Source organism: Acinetobacter calcoaceticus (assembly GCF_016508255.1).
Lineage (GTDB): Bacteria > Pseudomonadota > Gammaproteobacteria > Pseudomonadales > Moraxellaceae > Acinetobacter > Acinetobacter calcoaceticus_E.
On the sequence record NZ_JADVKT010000007.1, the window covers coordinates 44,965 to 63,629 of the forward strand.

The window sequence follows — 18,665 nt, forward strand, 5'->3', positions numbered from 1 at the left end:
TTGAAATCTTTTAATTTTTATTTAGGCAATTTTTAGGTTGATTAAAAGGTTTTTATGAAGTGAACAAGGTAACTAAAAATATTATCGCAAATTATTTGGGTAAATTATGGGGTTTTGCCTCCATATTTATTTTTGTGCGATTTTATATTGATATACTTGGTGTTGAATCTTATGCAATTATAAATTTTTACACAGTAATATTGGGTCTACTTATATTTGCTGATGCAGGATTAACAGCCACATTAACAAGAGAGTTGGCTAGGGATATAAGTATTCAAGAAAAATCTAATCTTGTATATACCTTTGAAAGAATTTATATCTTTATATGCATTTTAGTTGCTTCCATTATTGTAATTTCATCAAACTTTATAGCAAATAACTTTTTACATTCGGCAACATATACTCCAAGTTCCGTTGCATATTTTATTAAGTTAATAGGGGTCGGAATTGCTATTCAATTATTTTCTACTTTATATGAAGGTGGTTTAAATGGACTACAACAGCAAGTATTAACTAATAAAATTAGAATTATTTGGAGTTTATTTAGATCAGGTGTTGTCTTAATTCCAATTTATTTCTATCCAAAATTAGATATATATTTTTGGTGGCAAGTAATATGTAACATAGTTCTTTTATATGTTCTTAGAAAATCTTTATATTTATTCCTGCCAAATAAAGAATCTATATTTTCAATAGATTTGGTTAAATCTACGGGGAAATATGCGTTAGGAATGATGGGGATTGCATTTATTTCAGCAATTAACATACAAATTGATAAATTAGTTACTAGTAAATATTTTTCAATGAAAGACTTTGGCTATTATTCAATAGCTAGTACGTTAGCTCAATTACCTACTATGGTAGTCATGCCCATTATTGTTGCAGTTTTCCCTTTATTATCTCAATTTGTATCCCAACAAAATAATACAGAAGTAACAAATAATTTTCATAAATATTCTTTTTTAACATCCAGTATTGCAGCTCCACTAGCATTTAGTATTGCTTTATACTCTATTTCGATCATTACGCTATGGACTGGACGCCCAGAAATTGCATTACAAATAAACTATGTTGTTAAAATGTTACTTGTTGGTGGTTTGTTTTTATGCTTACAGCTAACTCCATTTTACTTAGCTTTAGCTAATGGTTTTACACGTATAAATTTGTACTCAGGAATTATTGGGATAATTATTACTATTCCTTTGATGATTTTTTCAATTCAAAAATATGGAATGCTAGGTGTAACATTTCCATGGATTTTTATAAACATAACTACTTTTTTTATTGTTGGAATGTTTATTGTCAACAAATTTTTACCTAAACAAGTGTATAATTGGCTATTATGGGATGTATGTACCCCTATAATTGTAACATTGTTTGTGATTGCTATAGTTGAATTTTCTTTCAAATCAATTATCAGTAATTATTTATTTATTTTTAAATCAATAATTATTGGATTTTTGAGTTTTACTTTAAATTTATTTATCTATAGATTTATCATATTAAAGAATAAATTATTCTTTAAATAGTTTTGAGAGATAGATAGGTTTATTTAGATGCATATATTAGCTACATGATTGTTTTAAAATAGGATCCAATATTAAATCCTTGGTTTATTAATTTTTGATATTGAGTGTAAAATGGAAAAGCCCTTAGTAAGTATAGCAATTGCAACTAAAAATCGCCAAAAATATTGTATAGAAGCAATAAAGTCTATATTAGCTTATAATAACTCCCAGATCGAAATTGCTATTGCAGATAATAGTGCAACTAGTGAAATTCAAGAGTTTGTAGAAGATTTAAATAGCCCATTTGTAAAATATTTTTATGATGGTAAAGATAATGTATCTTCTATTGATAACTTTAATCGTGCACTCGAGTTGACGAGTGGTGATTATGTTATGTTGATTGGAGATGATGATTCTATTTTACCTAAAGTTGTAGAAGTAGCTCAGTGGGCAAAAGACAACAACATAGACTCAGTTTGTTCACATGAAAATTTAATATATTATTGGCCCAATGTCTTAGAAGAGTATCCAAATGGAGTAATGATTACTCCTCCTTCGACTGGGAAAATTACAAAAATTAATTTTAGAAAACACCTCAATGCTCTATTGGAAAATGGACTGCAACTTTATCTTTTATATCCATTGCCTAAAACCTATCATGGGCTGGTGAAAAGAAGTTTAATGGAAGAGATAAAAAATAGAGTTGGTCATTATTATGGTGGTTTAAGTCCAGATTTATATTCTTCAATAGCTATTTCTTGTGTTGCAAATAATCATTTTATAATTGATGAGCCTTTATCTATTGCTGGTGTCTGTACTCAAAGTACTACAGCTGACAACTTTAAAGGACTTCATTCTGGAAGTCTTGAGGGAATTCCCCATTTAAAAAATCGGCCGAATTATGTATTTAGTGATAGAATACCACTATATTATTCTGTAAATACTATTTGGGCAGAGTCTGGACTTAAAGCTCTAGAAGAACTTAATGAAGAGGAGTTACTTCAAAAGTTTAATATGCATAGATTAATGGCTCAAGCATGGATTCATAATCGAAAGTATATTTCTTCTATTATGAAAGAAAAGCATAAAGAATTATTATTTAAACATCATGTTGGGGTTTTTAATAAATTTTTCTCTTTTACTCTAGCTACTATTTATATTTTAATAAATAAATGTATTCGTACCTTGAAAGGACTAATTGGTAAGGAAAAATCAGTTAAGGTAGAGGGTGTATTGAATATAACCGAAGTTATCGAACAATATAGAAAAGACTGTAAAAGATGATATATTATATATTTCCTTATTTGTATATTTTAGTTTTTTCACTATTGTTATATTTTAGTAATCTGAAATCTATAAAATTATGGTATATGTTTGTATTGTTAATGCCTGCTGTATTAGTGTTTGCCCTTAGGGGAAATGTTGGTACAGATACATATTATTATTTAGCTTTATTAGATGATTATATGTATTATGGTGAAAGTGCTGCAAAATATGAGCCGGGTTTTGAATTTTTAGGAAAGATTTTAATATATTTAGGTTTGTCACCACGTATAGCGCTAGCATCAATTGGTTTAATAACGACCTTGCTCTTATGTAAGTCATTTTCTGCATCTAAACGCCAAATGTTAGTCCTAATGTTATTAGTTTTTCCTTTATACTTTTTTGATTTTACAATGAATGGTATTCGATATGGTTTAAGTTTCAGCTTGGCTGCAATCGCTGTCGATAAACTTTATCTAAAGAAATATCGCTCTGCCACAATGTGGGCAGTAATTGCTATTAGTATGCAATATTCTGCAGCTTTAGTAATACTTCCTTTTGTTGGAACTTTAGTAAAAAAGAGATATATTTTTATTTTTATTTCATTGTTGGTATTAGCTTATTTAACTTCACCAACTTTATTTAGCCTTTTTACTGATAGAATTTCAGGGAAAACTGATGCATATAGTGAAATTTTTTCTCCTAGTTTACTTTCTGGTTTAGCACCCCTTTTAATTGTTTTAGTTCTATATACAGCATTTTTATATTTTAATAAAAATAATTTTTCTTCAAAATTAATCCATATAATTTTATTGTTAGAAATTCTTTCTTTTATTATGGCAAAATTTACTTACGCTGGTTTGAGGTTCCAAGGTGTATTTATGTTTTGTATGATCCTGTATTTGAAGCATAGTATAGATGCTATAAATATTAATCATATCAGAAAGTTCGTTTATGTTCTTATACTGTTAAGTCTGATAGGTATAATTTTATTTATAAAAAATATATATGTCACAGTTGATGGGGATATGTCACCATATTTACCTTATAAATTTTTCTGGGAAGAGCAAAGGCCGTATACACTATGAAAATTTCAGTAGTAATACCGATGTATAATTCTTCAAAAACGATATTAAGAGCATTAAACTCAGTAAAAAATCAGAGTTATAAATGTGAATATGAAGTTTTGGTTGTTAATGATGGATCATCAGATAATAGTCGATCTATTGTTGAAAATTATATCCCAAAAAGTATTAATAATAAATTTAATATTGTTTTATTAGATCAGAATAATGGTGGTGTTTCTAAAGCTAGAAATGCTGGATTACGTATTGCTACAGGTGATTTTATTGCTTTTCTTGATTCTGATGATGAGTGGTTTAGTAATAAAATTGAAAAGCAAATTAATTTAATTAAACAGTATCCAGATATAGATTTTCTAGGCTGCGCTTTTGATGGTTTGTATCTAAATAAGTTACCTGAGGATAGTCTTTTAAAAATTAATCTTGAGCAACTTATTTATAAAAACTATTTTCAGCCTTCTACTGTAATTATGAAAAAAGATGTATTAATAAAGATAGGTTTTTTTGATGAAGATCAAAAATATGCTGAAGAAGGTAATTATTTTATACGCGTAGCTAATATTTTTAATTGTTATTTTGGTAACTTTAAGGTGCTTAATTATGGTGATGGGAAATCTGGGTTCGGTGTGAGTGGTTTAAGTGCGAACTTAAAAGAGATGCATAAAGGGTTCAATAAAAATCTTAAATTTGCATATAAAAATAATTTAATTACTTTAAGTCAATATATATTAGCGCGAACAGTTGAGCAATTAAAATATATTCGTCGAGTTCTTATCGTGGGATTCAAAAAATGATTTCGACTTATGGATTAATAGGTACCTTCAAGATTTTCTATTTTTTTTTAAAAACAAAGATTTTCTTTTCTAAAGTGAGATTGGTGCGTTTCCCAATTGATATCCGGAATAAAAAAAATATAGATTTTGGTGTAAATCTTACAACTGGTGTTGGGTGTAGAATAGAATGTTTTCCAATTAAGCCAACAAATGATAAGTTATTAAAATTTGGTAAAAATGTACAAATAAATGATTATGTCCATATTACTGCAGCTCATTCAGTTGAAATAGGCAATAATGTGCTGATGGCTAGTAAAATTTATATATCAGATTGTTCACATGGCAGTTATATTGGTAATAGCGATGATAGTGATCCAAGAGTAGTCCCTACAGATCGCCCTTTATCTGTAAAATCAGTTAAAATTCAAGACAACGTTTGGCTTGGTGAGTTTGTATCGGTTTTACCTGGTGTAGCTATTGGGGAAGGAACTATTGTAGGTGCAAATTCTGTGGTAAGTAAAAGTTTACCTTCTTATGTCATAGCTGTTGGATCACCAGCGAAACCTATTAAATTTTATAATTTTGATACTCAGAAATGGGAAAAATATGTTTAAAAATGTATTAATAACTGGCGGAGCGGGCTTTATTGGCTCCAATCTAGCATTAAAGCTTATTTCAAAAGGTTATAATGTTACTATATTAGATAATTTATCTCCCCAAATTCATGGTGACAATCCTCAAGAGACATCACCACTATTTCTAAGCATTAAAGATAAAGTAAAATTTATCTTAGGAACAGTAACTAAAAAATCTGATTGGGAATTAGCATTAAAAGATCAAGATGCTATTATTCATTTGGCTGCAGAAACTGGTACTGGGCAGTCTATGTACGAAGTGCAGAAATATGTTGATGTAAATATTAACGGTACTGCTTTGATGTTGGATTTATTAGTAAATAACTCTTATCCAGTTAAAAAAGTAATTGTAGCATCTTCTCGTTCAATATATGGCGAAGGAAAGTACATCAGTAAAGAACTAGGTGTTGTTTATCCTACTCAAAGAACTGCTGACTATATGGATCAGAAAGATTTTGAAGTAAAATATGATGGTTCATCTGAATTAAGACTAGTTGCTACAGATGAAGAGTCGAAAATTCACCCATCTTCAGTATATGGAATCACTAAACAAAATCAGGAGCAAATGGTATTAACTGTGTGTTCAAGTATGGGTATCGCTGGCGTAGCATTTCGATATCAAAATGTATATGGACCTGGCCAATCACTTAAGAACCCATATACAGGTATTTTATCCATATTCTCTACACAAATTAAAAATGGAAATAAAATTAATATTTTTGAAGATGGTAAAGAAAGCCGAGACTTTGTTTATATTGATGATGTGGTTGAAGCAACAATTTTAGGCTTAGAAAAGGAAGAGGCAAATAATCAAGTATTTAATGTTGGAACGGGTATCGCAACAAGTGTTTTAACTGTTGCTGATCAACTTGTTAAGAATTACACTATAGATGTGCCTATTACTATTTCAGGAAATTATCGCTTAGGAGATATTCGTCATAATTATGCTGATCTATCAAAAATTAAGAAATATTTAGGCTTTGAACCTAAAGTTTCATTTGAAGAAGGCATAACAGAATTTACGAAATGGGTGAATACTCAAGAAATTCAAGAAGACCGGTATCAGCAATCTATCAATGAAATGAAAGAAAAAGGGTTATATAAGTAAATGAAAAAACTTGAGCACCTTGAAGGTAAAAAAGTATTATTTTTGTGTGTACAAGCTTTTGACTTAGAAAAAGGGATTGTTCAGCAACTAGAAAAACATGGTGCTCAAGTAAGCTATTTTGATGAAAGGCCAAAAAACAATAATTTTGTTAAGGGCTTAATTCGATTGAAAAGAGACTTATTACAGCGAAAAATCAATAAATATTATAATAATATTTTAAAAAAAATTAGAAATGAAAAATTTGATTATTTATTAGTTAATCGTGGAGAAGTTGTACCGTCTTTTTTTCTTGAGAAGTTTATAGAACTTCAACCCCAATCTATTCGTATATTTTATACTTGGGATAGTTTCCATAATCATAGCCATGGTCTTAAAATTTTAAATTATTTTCATAAGCGATTTACTTTTGATAAAAAAGATTCAGAAAAGTATAATATTGGTTTTAGACCTTTATATTTTACAGATAAATATAGAGAAATATATAACCATGATTCTAAAAAAGAGATTGATGTTTTATTTTTAGGTACTGCTCACTCTGATCGTTACATTATTAGTAATAAGGTAAGTGATTGGTGTAAAGGAAATGGTTTAAAGACCTATAGTTATTATTATATGCAAGGTAGATTAGTATATTTTTACAAGAAATTTTTTGATAAAACATTTTTTGATTTTGATTTTAGTAAACTAAGCTTTCAAGGCTTAAGTTTAGATCAAATTATTGAATTTTATAAAAAATCAAATGTTATCTTAGATATCAGCCATCCTGGTCAGTCTGGATTAACGATGCGGACATTTGAAGCGATTGGTGCAGGGAAAAAATTAATTACAACTAACACGAATATAAAAGAATATCCTTTTTATAATTCTGACAATATTTTTCTAATCTCACGTGATGAACTTGTTCTTGAAAAAGATTTCTTCTTAAAGAAATATAAACCACTGACATCAGAATTATATGATAAGTGTTCAATTGATGGATGGATAGAAGATATATTCTTTGGAGAAGAAAATAATGATTGGAAGAGTTATTAAATATTGCGAATTCGGACATTTAGTCTAAGTAATAATCCCCTGTTACAAAAGGGTTTGTATAATTTTTTGCTTATATTAGTAATCGTGTTGTTTTTCTGCAAAGCTTAAGTAGGTTGGTAATTGTAAAAAAACATAAGTTTTTTGTTGAGGTATAAAGAACTATTTAGAAAACCTGATAGAATGCATGCGTATCTACTTTCACTATACTTCGTGGATAACTTTTAAGCTTCCGTGTACTTTACAGTAGAAATAAGAGCAAACAATGAAACGACTAATAGATATCCTTATATCTTTGATAGCTTTAATTATTTTATCACCAATTTTCATTTTAATTGCTTATAAGGTAAGCAAAAATTTGGGCGCACCAGTTTTTTTCCTTCAAGAGCGTCCAGGGAAAAATGGTAAAATTTTTAAAATGATTAAGTTTCGTTCAATGAAGGATGCGATTGATCAAGATGGGAATCTGTTACCTGATGAAGAAAGAATTACTCCTTTCGGTCACAAGCTTCGTTCTACAACATTAGACGAAATGCCCCAGCTTTTTAATGTATTAAAAGGTGATATGAGTATTGTGGGGCCTCGTCCTCAGCTTACTGATTTTATGCAACATTATACTTCAAGACAAATGCGACGACATGAAGTAAGACCGGGAATGACGGGTCTTGCTCAAATAAATGGACGAAATAATTTAAGTTGGGAAGAGAAGTTCGAGTTGGATGTAGAATACGTAGAGAAACATAATATTTGGTTAGATTTTAAAATTATGTTTAAAACTGTTTTGGTAATACTTAAAAAAGAAGGTATCAATGCACCAGATCAGTTAGTGGGGGCAAGTCGTTTTTCTGGTTCTCCAAAGAAAGATGAAGTACAGTATTAATTGTTATTTATAAAGTAAGCCGCATGATTAAAAAAGCAGTTCTACCAGTGGCCGGTTTAGGTACACGTTTTTTACCCGCAAGTAAGTCTATTCCTAAGGAAATGGTTACTGTTGTTGACCGTCCTGCTATTGAGTATGTGGTGCGTGAGGCGGTAGAAGCAGGAATTGAACAAATTATTTTGGTAACTCATTCTTCTAAGTCTTCAATCGAAAATTATTTTGATCGAAACTTTGAACTAGAAACTATATTAAACCAAAAAAACAAATTCGATTTGCTTGCAGAAATCACGCAAATTGTTCCTTCTCATGTGAGTGTTGTAAGTGTAAGACAACCTCAACCTTTAGGTTTAGGGCATGCTGTTTTATGCGCGAAAAGTGTAGTAGGGCAAGATGATTTTGCTGTGTTATTACCAGATGTATTGGTAAAAGAAAATAGTGCTGAAAATGATCTTGCTCGTATGATTCAGCGTTTTAATTCATCTAAAGCATCACAAATTATGGTTGAAGCAGTACCTGATCATTTGGTGGATCAATATGGTATTGTTGATGTTGCCCAAAGCCCAAATGAAGGTGAAAGCATTGCCATGCAGGGGATTGTCGAAAAACCTGCTGTAGGTTCTGCACCATCGAATTTATCTGTTGTTGGTCGTTATGTTTTACCTGCAAAAATTATGCAGTTGCTTGAAAATACACCAAAAGGTGCAGGTAATGAAATTCAATTAACCGATGCGATTGCGATGCTGCAACAAACTGATGTAGTTGAGGCCTATCGTATGCAAGGGCAAACCTTTGATTGTGGTAGTAAACTTGGTTATCTAAAAGCTGTTCTACATTATGGTATTGAGCATCCTAAATTGGGAAATGATTTTAAAAAGTTAATTCAAGAACTTAAATTATAAATTTTTGTAGATCATCTTAAGTATTTGTAAAAATTAATGAATATGTAAGCTGTTCAATATATTCTCTTCCTGTAATGGGAAGAGAATTCCATAGAATATTAAAAATCAGGTGTACAATGAAAATCGCGGTATTTGGAACCACCTTGCACGCTGGTGTAATGGCAGCGTTATTAGCTGAATATGGTAATCAGATCTATTGGTGTACAAGTGTCACCTGTGAAGAAAATATATCTGTACTTTCATATCAAGACCAAGAAGTTAATAATTATTTAAATAAACAAAGAAAAGCAGGTTTTTTAACAGAGACTCCGTTTTCTCAAATTCCTTTAGATATTGAAGTTTATTTATTTTGTTTTAGTCCTACACAAATTCAGTTTGCTTTAAATACAGTTGAAAAGTTGAGTCAACGTCCTATCGTTCACCCTAGACTCATGATAAATGGTTCTACTTTTGGTTTACATGGGACTGATCAGTTAAAGCAATATTTGCCAAAAGACGAATGGGTCTATTTTCCTGATGTCATTCAAGAAGGTAATGCGATTAATAGTGTACTCAATGTAAAACATGTCATTGTTGGTGTTGAATCGAGCTATGCTCAAGACACGATGCAAGAGTTATTGCGTCCATTCTTCCGTTTTAGCTATCAATATTTATTCATGCCGATTCTAGATGCCGAGTTTACCAAGCTCAGTATTTCGGGCATGTTGGCGACTAGAATTAGTTATATGAATGACCTTGCCCTAGTTGCTGAAAAGTTGGGTATTGATATAGCCAATGTAAAGCATGGCATTGCTGCAGATACACGTATTGGAGCAGCTTATTTATCGGCAGGCGTTGGGTTTGGCGGTGAAAACTTTTCGCATGATATTTTAACACTTTCCAGTACGGTTTCTGAAACAGGTGTGAAAAGTCGGCTTTTAGAACAAGTTTGGGCAATTAATGAACAACAAAAAGAAATTTTATTCCGTAAATTATGGAACTATTATCATTGTAATTTGAGTGGAAAAACCGTCGCAATTTGGGGAGCTTCATTTAAAGAGAATACTCCAAGTACACATAACTCACCTATTCATATTTTATTGGCTGCGTTATGGGCTCAAGGTGTAAAGGTGCGTTTACATGATCCACAAGCTCTTGATGAAATTGTAGCTTTATATGGTAGTCGTGAAGACCTAGTTTTATGCACTGATCAATATGAAGCAGCACAAGGATCACATGCTTTATGTCTAGTTACGGCATGGAAGCAATATTGGAGTCCTGACTTTAAACAGTTACAACAATTAATGCAGCATCCTCTTATTTTGGATGGACGTAATATTTATGATCCAGCATATGTGAAATCTAAAGGTTTTGCTTATGAAGGAGTAGGTCGATTATGAGTAAATCTATCGAAAAGTTTCCCAAAGAGCTAGTTTCACCTATTGCCCAGCTTCATTCTTTAGTTGAGAAAAATTCAAATTTACATATAAAAGAATTGTTTGTATCAGAGTCGGACCGTTTTCAGCAATATTCTGTAAAGTTCGATCAATTGGTTTTTGATTATAGTAAGCACCGTGTGACTAAGAATGTTTTAGAGCAGTTGGTGGCTTTAGCAAAGACCAAACAATTGACTCCCTGGATTGAACGGTTATTTTCTAAAGACAAAATCAATTGTACAGAGCAGCGTGCAGCAATGCATTGGGCTTTACGTTTACCATCAGAATATTCTAAATTTCCGGAATTAACTAAACAGGTTCATAGCCAACTACAGCGCATGTACACGTTGGTTGAAAAAATCCATGCTGGGCAATATCGTGGTGCCACAGGTGAAGTCATTCAGGATGTCGTGAATATTGGTGTGGGCGGATCTGATTTAGGCCCCCAAATGGTGACTCATGCATTATCGGATTTTAAAGTAAAAACCGCCAAACCCCTCAATGTCCATTTTGTATCGACCATGGATGGTAGTCAGTTATCGGAATTGCTTCATCAACTACGACCAGAAACGACTTTATTTATTATTTCTTCTAAGTCATTTGGTACGATTGATACTTTATCGAATGCACAAACTGTTCGGCAGTGGCTTGAAAAAGCGTTAGGTAAACATGAAAGGGTGGTAAAAAGCCATTTTATTGGTGTTTCTACAAAAGCTGACAAAATGTCAGAGTGGGGGATTGCTCCTGCAAATCAGTTACTGCTTTGGGATTGGGTGGGTGGACGTTATTCACTTTGGTCGTGTATTGGTTTACCTATCGCATTGCTAGTTGGTGTTGATGGTTTCCAGCAGCTTTTAGCTGGAGCTCACGCTATCGATGAGCATTTTCAAAATACAAGTTTTGAGCAGAACATTCCTGTACTCATGGCATTGTTGGGAATCTGGAATAATAATTTTTTAAATATTCAGACCCATGCTGTATTACCTTATGATGGGCGTCTAAAATATTTTGCTGCCTATTTACAACAGCTTGAGATGGAGTCTAATGGTAAATCAGTGCAACGTGATGGACAGAAAGTTGAATTAGATACTTGTCCGATCGTATGGGGTGAAGTTGGACCCAATGCCCAGCATGCATTTTATCAACTCTTACATCAGGGGACACAAGCTGTAAGCTGTGATTTTATCGCACCTGTACAACGTTATAATGCTGACCATTTCACTTATGTAGAAAATGCTGAGGCATTGATTGAACAACATCATCTTGCACTTTCAAACTGTTTAGCGCAATCACGGTTATTGGCTTTTGGTAACGAAGCCTTAGATGCAAAAGAGTTAGGAAATTTACCTATCTATAAGCAATATGAAGGGAACCAACCAAGCTCAACGTTACTTTTAAAGGAACTTAATCCTTATAGTTTAGGAATGTTGATTGCTTTATATGAGCATAAAGTATTTGTACAATCTGTAATTTGGAACATTAACCCATTCGATCAATGGGGTGTTGAAAAGGGTAAACAAATTGCTGATCAATTACTCCCAATTTTGAATGGTGTTCAAAATGATCTTTCAGCACTCGATTCTTCAACGCGCGGTTTAATTCAAATGTTATTAGAAAAAGTCGATGGCTAAAATTTTAGTTACTGGTGGTGCTGGCTATATTGGTTCACATACTTGTGTAGAGCTTTTACAAGCAGGTCATGAAGTTATTGTTTTTGATAATCTTTCAAATAGTTCAGAAGAACCTTTAAAGAGGGTCCAAGAAATCACCCAAAAAAGTTTAACTTTTGTAGAGGGTGATATTAGAAATACAGATGAGCTTGATCGTGTATTTCTAAATCATACAATCGACGCGGTTATTCATTTCGCAGGTTTAAAAGCAGTTGGTGAAAGCCAAGAAAAACCGCTTATTTATTTCGATAATAATATTGCAGGCAGCATTCAACTGGTTAAGTCAATGGAGAAAGCAGGTGTTTATACACTCGTGTTTAGCTCATCTGCGACAGTATATGATGAAGCGAATACTTCTCCACTAAATGAAGAAATGCCTACAGGTATGCCTAGTAATAATTACGGTTACACTAAATTAATCGTTGAGCAATTATTACAAAAACTATCTGTTTCAAATTCTAAATGGTCGATTGCTTTACTTCGTTATTTTAATCCAGTAGGTGCACATAAAAGTGGTCGTATTGGTGAAGATCCACAAGGTATTCCAAATAATTTAATGCCTTACGTTACACAGGTTGCTGTGGGCCGCCGTGAAAAACTTTCTATTTATGGCAATGACTATGACACAGTAGATGGCACAGGCGTACGTGATTATATCCATGTTGTTGATTTAGCGAATGCACATTTATGCGCTCTAAATAATCGCTTAAAAGCGAATGGTTGCCGTGCATGGAACATTGGAACGGGCAATGGTTCTTCTGTTTTACAGGTTAAAAACACCTTTGAACAGGTCAATGGAATAGCTGTTGCTTTCGAATTTGCACCACGCCGAGCAGGAGATGTTGCAACTTCTTTTGCAGATAATGCTCGTGCTGTTGCTGAGCTGGGTTGGAAACCACAATACGGCTTAGAAGATATGTTAAAAGATAGTTGGAATTGGCAAAAACAAAATCCGACCGGATATAAAAATTGATTATTTAATTTTTCTAAATATCAGTTATCTATCTTTATTGAATTGAGATAAAGCTCTTTTCTAAAAAAGAGGCTACAGTTGTAGTGAATACTTTCATGCTAGTATTCGCTACAATCTCCTGTTAGCCTCTTTTTGTCGTCATGGTTTTTCTGCGTCAACAACTGTTATTTATTTTTATTGCCTTTTTATCCACCTGTGTAGGCGTATATGTTGCATGGGATATGAACCTGACATGGCATAAGTTTTATACCTATTTGATTTCAGAAAAAGCTATTTTTTCAATTCTCTTTAACTATGCCGTAATTCAGCTATTTTTTATTGTCTTAGGCCGTAAATATACTGCACTCTTTTTAAGCCAATTATTCGTTATATTTTTAAATTTTATTAATAAAAAGAAGCAGCAATATCTCTTTAGTAATTTAAGCCCCGAAGATATTTTTTTACTTCCCGAGGCAATGAAGGCAACGCCTTGGCATTTACAAATTATCTTTTTTACTCTTATTATTTTCTTCCTTATTGTGCTTTTAATTGCTGTACGTAAAGAAAGTAAAGCGACTTTTCATACCTATGTTCCCAATATTATTATTTTTGGGTTACTTGGTAGCGGCTTAATTTATTTAAACTTTATTAAAAATCCTGCTGGAGCTTGTTTCTCTGAAAACAAACCTATGATTTGTGCCAGCTTGCAGGAGTTTCCAAATACTAGAAACGACTGGATTGGTGACTACCGAAAGATTCAGGATTATGGTTTTGTGACTTTTTACGTTTCTAAAGTACTTGATAATGTAACGAGTGTATTGTTACCTAACCGTAAAGTGTCTGAACAAGACATCATGCAAATTTTGCAGCAACATCATTTTGTTCAACCTTTAGCAGAGAATGAGAAGGAATATCCGAATATTGTTGTCATTATGGAAGAGTCTTTCTGGGATTCTCATAAATTAGATGATGGTCTTTCGAAAGATTTATTGTCCTTTGTTCATCAAAATCAGGTCTCTAATTTATTGTCACCTTCTTTTGGTGGGGGGACTGCTAACGTAGAATTTGAAGTCCTGACAAGTATGAATACGACTTTTTTCCCAAATGAATTGTTATATGTCTCTAAGCTGAAAAAGCCAATTTATGCTCTTCCTTATTATTTAAATTCAATTGGTTATCAGACAGTAGCAATGCATAATAACTATGGATATTATTATAATCGTAATAAGGTATATCCAGACCTAGGGTTTGATAAATTTATATCGCTTGAAAATATGATTGCTCAAAAAGATCGGACTAACGTATTTAACTTAGGGGGATGGGCTACAGATGATCTTATTTTTGATTCGATTAAGTATACTTTAGAAGAGAGTGATCAACAGCCAAAGTTTATTTATGCGATTACTGTTGAAAATCATCCGATGTATAACGATGATCGATTTGGTAAGCAAAATTATAAATTGAATAAAGAACTGTCTGAAACTGAAAAGCAAAAGTTAAGTACGTATACCGCTGGAACTGCGCGTGCTAACCAAAAATTGCAAGAGCTTGCTGCATATTTAAAGACAGTAGATCGACCAACAATTTTAGTGGCTTTTGGCGATCATTTACCTAATTTACAAGAGGTCTACGATAGTTATGGATTTTTTAAAGATGATCCTGAGCGGAAAAATCTAAAAAACTACCAGACGCCATTTGTAGTGTGGAGCAATTATAAATTAGATAAGAAGCCTTTAAAGCAACCGTATATTGCTGCAAGTTTTGTTGCTCCAAAACTATTAAAGCTAGCAGGGCTGCCGTTGTCAGATTACTATCAATTTGTTGATGATGTATCGAGTTGTTATAGTGCTATTCATCAAAAATTTATCAATGAAAATCAAACATGTAATTTTGATAAGAAAGCGCTGTTAAAAGGTTATGAAAATCTAAATAAGGATGTATTGGATGGGCATAATCATACTTATAAAATTATGCAAAATACCCAAGAAGAGATGGAAAAATAATTTTCCATCTCTGGTGTATAGAAGTTATTAAGACTGAATTAATCCAGTTAATTCATCTACATAATGCTGCATTGGCTGAGCTTGGCGGTCTGCACGGCTTTCAATATTGAGGCGTAGTAAAGGCTCAGTATTTGAAGCACGTACATTAAAACGCCATGCACCAAAGTCGAGGCTTACACCATCGGTACGGTCAATTTCAGGCTTTTGATCGGCATAGAAATCGAAAATCTTTTGAATAGTGATCTGTGTATCCGCTACCTTAAAGTTGATTTCGCCGCTGCAAGGAAACTTGGTAATCATATTCTCGACTAGAGTTGATAGAGATTGTCCAGTTTCAGAGAGGAGGGCAACGGTGAGTAACCAAGGAATCATACCGCTGTCGCAGTAAGCAAAGTCACGGAAATAGTGATGGGCACTCATTTCGCCGCCATATACGGCATTTTGTTCGCGCATGACATCTTTAATAAAGGCATGACCAGATTTTGATTGTACGGCAATGCCTTTGTATTCATCGACGATATCAAATGTATTCCACACTAAACGTGGGTCATGAACAATTTTCTCGCCTGATTGTTTAATCAAGAAAGCTTGAGCCAATAGACCAACAATATAGTAGCCTTCAATGAACTGACCCTTTTCATCGAACAAGAAACAGCGGTCAAAGTCGCCGTCCCATGCAATTCCCATATCTGCTTTATGCTCAAGTACAGCATTTTGGGTACTGTTACGGTTTTCAATTAAAATTGGGTTAGGAATCCCATTTGGGAAAGTACCATCTGCTTCATGGTGAATTTTAATAAATTCAACTGGTACGTTAAGCGCTTTAAATTTTTCTTCAATGGCATCAATCACATGCCCAGCTGCACCATTACCCGCGTTTACCACTAACTTTAATGGACGGATTTTTTTCGGTTCAATATAGGTAATTAAGTGATCAACGAACTCAGGCAAAATGTTATAACTTTGAGTTGTACCTTTTTGGCTAACTTCTTCAAAGATATTGGTTTCTGTTAAGGCTTGAATTTCTTTTAAACCCGTATCTGCACTAATTGGACGAGCATTTTCTCGAACCAATTTCATACCGTTATAGTCCATTGGGTTATGACTAGCAGTAACTTCAATACCACCTTGTACATCTAAATGGAAAGCGGCGAAGTAGACTTCTTCAGTACCAGTCATGCCTAAATCAAGCACATTGATACCGGCATCATTTAAGCCGCGGATGGTCGCTTGTTTTAAAGCCTCGCTGCTTAGACGAATATCACAACCGACAACTACTGTCTTTGGTTTATAGATTTGTCCGTAAGCGCGGCCAATTTTATAGGCGATTTCTTCATTCAATTCGGTGCCGAGTTTGCCTCGGATATCATAAGCTTTAAAACACGTTAGAGTAGTCATTATTCAATTCAATACATGTGGTTTGAGTTGTGCGCACATTATACATAGATCATGAAACAGGTATGTTTATAGTTTTTATATTCAAATTTTTCACTTAATTTCTGTAGACCAAGTTTAAATTTATAAGAAAAGTTTTTTACGACTTTAGTCTAATCAATCAATCCATTAGTTCGGAATGGCTTGATTTTGCTTAGTGTAATTGGTAATACCAATTTTGGTGTTTATTTAATAGTTGATCTTGTTATATTGTGTGTTTATGATGCATCCTGTGTTTTGAGGAATGACATTTGCACTTTAATTTTAATTGGTCATACCAATTGTGTTAAATGTTTAAAAATTTAAGGTACAAAAAAATTCGCCCCAGCATTTCAAGGAGATGACAATGCTCAATATGTGGCAACAACTTTATGACCCTTTAAATAATATTTGGCTGTCCAGTGCAGTTGCATTAATCCCGATTATTTTCTTCTTTTTGGCATTGGCTGTTTTCCGTCTAAAAGGCAGTATCGCGGGTACGGGCACAGTTATTATTGCATTATTGATTGCTCTCTTTTTCTATCAAATGCCGGGTCAAATGGCCTTTGCTTCTATTATTTATGGTTTCTTCTATGGTTTATGGCCAATTTCATGGATCATTATTGGGGCAGTTTTTTTATACAAAATTTCGGTAAAAACAGGCCAGTTTGAGGTTATTCGCTCAAGCATTTTGTCGATTACTGAAGACCAGCGACTACAAATGTTACTTGTTGGTTTTGCCTTTGGTACTTTCCTTGAAGGGGCGGCAGGTTTTGGTGCTCCTGTTGCAATTACTGCTGCATTGCTTGTCGGTTTAGGTTTCAAACCTCTTTATGCTGCCGGTTTATGTTTGATTGTAAATACTGCACCAGTGGCATTTGGCGCAATGGGTATTCCAATTATTGTGGCAGGGCAGGTTTCTGGTGTAGATACCATGGAAATTAGCCAGATGGTGGGTCGTCAGTTGCCGTTTTTAACGCTAATTGTGCTGTTCTGGATCATGGCGATTATGGATGGCTGGCGTGGTGTTAAGGAAACTTGGCCTGCGGTCGTCGTTGGTGGTGGTGCTTTTGCGATTGCCCAATATCTTACATCTAACTTTATTGGCCCTGAGTTACCTGACATTACTGCGGCAATTGCTTCATTGATCAGCCTGACTGTGTTGTTCCGTTTCTGGCAACCAAAACATATTTTCCGCTTTGAACCCGAAGCTGGTCAAACTCTAGCTCAGCAACCTACAATAATTCAGCGTTATAGCATTGGGAAAATTGCTAAGGCGTGGTCTCCATTTGCAATCTTAACGGTCATGGTAACCATCTGGAGTGTTAAGCCGTTTAAAGCATTATTTGCAAAAGATGGGGCACTGGAACATTTAATTTTTAAACTTGAAGTGCCGTACTTGCATAAATTGGTCGAAAAAATGCCGCCGATTGTGTCAGAGATGAAACCATATGAAGCGATTTATAAGTTTGACTGGTTCTCTGCGACAGGTACTGCAATTTTTATTGCTGCAATCATCACTGCTATTTTCTTGAAAATGAAAGCGAGTGAGGCAGTAACGACCTTTGGTGAAACACTAAATGAGTTAAAAACACCGATTTACTCCATTGGTATGGTGTTGGCTTTTGCTTTTATTGCGAACTATTCAGGTTTATCTGCAACTTTAGCTTTGGCTCTATCGCATACGGGTCATGCTTTTACTTTCTTCTCGCCATTTTTAGGTTGGCTTGGTGTGTTCCTTACGGGTTCAGATACATCTTCAAATGCTTTGTTCTCCGCATTACAAGCGACCACTGCTCAGCAGATTGGTATTCCGGAAGTATTGCTTGTAGCAGCGAATACCAGTGGTGGTGTGACAGGGAAGATGATTTCTCCACAGTCAATTGCAATTGCTTGTGCAGCAGTAGGCTTGGTTGGAAAAGAATCTGACTTGTTCCGTTTCACGGTAAAACATAGCATCATATTCACGGTCTTTGTTGGCATCATTATTACGGTTCAGGCTTATCTGGTTCCGTGGATGATTCCATAACTCGAG

At 33.6% G+C, this 18,665-nt stretch carries 15 protein-coding genes; 14 read left to right on the top strand and 1 reads right to left on the bottom strand.

Features of this window, described 5'->3' with window-relative positions:
• The first annotated feature begins 59 nt into the window (after positions 1–59).
• The 13 genes from I5515_RS13780 to I5515_RS13840 all read left to right on the top strand — a co-directional run bounded on the left by I5515_RS13780 (position 60) and on the right by I5515_RS13840 (position 15,217).
• Positions 60–1,529: a lipopolysaccharide biosynthesis protein gene (locus I5515_RS13780; RefSeq protein ID WP_199967842.1), complete on the top strand. Its 1,470-nt coding sequence runs from the start codon at positions 60–62 to the stop codon at positions 1,527–1,529.
• 111 nt (positions 1,530–1,640) lie between these two features.
• A complete protein-coding gene (locus I5515_RS13785; RefSeq protein ID WP_199967843.1) occupies positions 1,641–2,792 on the top strand; it encodes a glycosyltransferase in 1,152 nt (383 codons plus the stop codon).
• An 86-nt stretch (positions 2,793–2,878) separates the two neighbouring features.
• A complete protein-coding gene (locus tag I5515_RS13790) occupies positions 2,879–3,859 on the top strand; it encodes an EpsG family protein (protein WP_227562722.1) in 981 nt (326 codons plus the stop codon).
• Positions 3,856–4,647 (top strand): glycosyltransferase family 2 protein, encoded by a 792-nt coding sequence (locus tag I5515_RS13795; RefSeq protein WP_199967845.1) that lies wholly within the window; start codon positions 3,856–3,858, stop codon positions 4,645–4,647. The genes I5515_RS13790 and I5515_RS13795 overlap by 4 nt, the downstream gene beginning before the upstream one ends.
• Positions 4,644–5,240: an acetyltransferase gene (locus I5515_RS13800; protein WP_199967846.1), complete on the top strand. Its 597-nt coding sequence runs from the start codon at positions 4,644–4,646 to the stop codon at positions 5,238–5,240. Before I5515_RS13795 ends, I5515_RS13800 begins: the two co-directional genes overlap by 4 nt.
• Positions 5,233–6,369 (top strand): NAD-dependent epimerase/dehydratase family protein, encoded by a 1,137-nt coding sequence (locus I5515_RS13805; RefSeq protein WP_199967848.1) that lies wholly within the window; start codon positions 5,233–5,235, stop codon positions 6,367–6,369. The genes I5515_RS13800 and I5515_RS13805 overlap by 8 nt, the downstream gene beginning before the upstream one ends.
• Positions 6,370–7,401 carry a lipopolysaccharide biosynthesis protein gene (locus I5515_RS13810; protein ID WP_199967850.1) on the top strand — a complete coding sequence of 344 codons (1,032 nt, stop codon included), beginning with the start codon at positions 6,370–6,372 and terminating at the stop codon, positions 7,399–7,401. It begins immediately after the preceding gene.
• A gap of 262 nt (positions 7,402–7,663) precedes the next feature.
• The gene (locus I5515_RS13815; protein WP_199967852.1) at positions 7,664–8,278 is read left to right on the top strand and encodes a sugar transferase; all 615 of its coding nucleotides are present in this window, start codon (positions 7,664–7,666) and stop codon (positions 8,276–8,278) included.
• A 23-nt stretch (positions 8,279–8,301) separates the two neighbouring features.
• Complete coding sequence (galU, locus tag I5515_RS13820; RefSeq protein ID WP_199967854.1) at positions 8,302–9,177, top strand: UTP--glucose-1-phosphate uridylyltransferase GalU; 876 nt, start codon at positions 8,302–8,304, stop codon at positions 9,175–9,177.
• A 116-nt stretch (positions 9,178–9,293) separates the two neighbouring features.
• On the top strand, positions 9,294–10,556 hold the full coding sequence (locus I5515_RS13825; RefSeq protein WP_199967855.1) for a nucleotide sugar dehydrogenase: 1,263 nt from the start codon (positions 9,294–9,296) through the stop codon (positions 10,554–10,556).
• Positions 10,553–12,223, top strand: a complete 1,671-nt coding sequence (gene pgi, locus I5515_RS13830) for a glucose-6-phosphate isomerase (RefSeq protein WP_199967857.1) — start codon at positions 10,553–10,555, stop codon at positions 12,221–12,223. Before I5515_RS13825 ends, pgi begins: the two co-directional genes overlap by 4 nt.
• Complete coding sequence (galE, locus tag I5515_RS13835; protein WP_199967859.1) at positions 12,216–13,235, top strand: UDP-glucose 4-epimerase GalE; 1,020 nt, start codon at positions 12,216–12,218, stop codon at positions 13,233–13,235. The genes pgi and galE overlap by 8 nt, the downstream gene beginning before the upstream one ends.
• A gap of 140 nt (positions 13,236–13,375) precedes the next feature.
• Complete coding sequence (locus tag I5515_RS13840) at positions 13,376–15,217, top strand: LTA synthase family protein (RefSeq protein WP_227562723.1); 1,842 nt, start codon at positions 13,376–13,378, stop codon at positions 15,215–15,217.
• Positions 15,218–15,244: 27 nt separating this feature from the next.
• On the opposite strand, the gene I5515_RS13845 is transcribed toward I5515_RS13840, so the two are convergent.
• The gene (locus I5515_RS13845; protein WP_199967861.1) at positions 15,245–16,615 is read right to left on the bottom strand and encodes a phosphomannomutase CpsG; all 1,371 of its coding nucleotides are present in this window, start codon (positions 16,613–16,615) and stop codon (positions 15,245–15,247) included.
• A gap of 376 nt (positions 16,616–16,991) precedes the next feature.
• Between I5515_RS13845 and lldP the strand changes: the two genes are divergently transcribed.
• Entirely contained in the window at positions 16,992–18,659 is a 1,668-nt protein-coding gene (gene lldP, locus I5515_RS13850) for an L-lactate permease (protein WP_199967863.1), read from the top strand.
• Positions 18,660–18,665: the final 6 nt, after the last annotated feature.

Bases quoted from the DNA above. Each gene is read 5' to 3' on its own strand.
- I5515_RS13845 (WP_199967861.1), bottom strand. From the start codon at position 16,615: ATGACTACTCTAACGTGTTTTAAAGCTTATGATATCCGAGGCAAACTC.
- I5515_RS13825 (WP_199967855.1), top strand. From the start codon at position 9,294: ATGAAAATCGCGGTATTTGGAACCACCTTGCACGCTGGTGTAATGGCA.
- lldP (WP_199967863.1), top strand. From the start codon at position 16,992: ATGACAATGCTCAATATGTGGCAACAACTTTATGACCCTTTAAATAAT.
- I5515_RS13805 (WP_199967848.1), top strand. From the start codon at position 5,233: ATGTTTAAAAATGTATTAATAACTGGCGGAGCGGGCTTTATTGGCTCC.
- pgi (WP_199967857.1), top strand. From the start codon at position 10,553: ATGAGTAAATCTATCGAAAAGTTTCCCAAAGAGCTAGTTTCACCTATT.
- I5515_RS13785 (WP_199967843.1), top strand. From the start codon at position 1,641: ATGGAAAAGCCCTTAGTAAGTATAGCAATTGCAACTAAAAATCGCCAA.
- I5515_RS13790 (WP_227562722.1), top strand. From the start codon at position 2,879: ATGTTTGTATTGTTAATGCCTGCTGTATTAGTGTTTGCCCTTAGGGGA.
- galE (WP_199967859.1), top strand. From the start codon at position 12,216: ATGGCTAAAATTTTAGTTACTGGTGGTGCTGGCTATATTGGTTCACAT.
- I5515_RS13800 (WP_199967846.1), top strand. From the start codon at position 4,644: ATGATTTCGACTTATGGATTAATAGGTACCTTCAAGATTTTCTATTTT.
- I5515_RS13840 (WP_227562723.1), top strand. From the start codon at position 13,376: ATGGTTTTTCTGCGTCAACAACTGTTATTTATTTTTATTGCCTTTTTA.
- I5515_RS13810 (WP_199967850.1), top strand. From the start codon at position 6,370: ATGAAAAAACTTGAGCACCTTGAAGGTAAAAAAGTATTATTTTTGTGT.
- galU (WP_199967854.1), top strand. From the start codon at position 8,302: ATGATTAAAAAAGCAGTTCTACCAGTGGCCGGTTTAGGTACACGTTTT.
- I5515_RS13795 (WP_199967845.1), top strand. From the start codon at position 3,856: ATGAAAATTTCAGTAGTAATACCGATGTATAATTCTTCAAAAACGATA.
- I5515_RS13815 (WP_199967852.1), top strand. From the start codon at position 7,664: ATGAAACGACTAATAGATATCCTTATATCTTTGATAGCTTTAATTATT.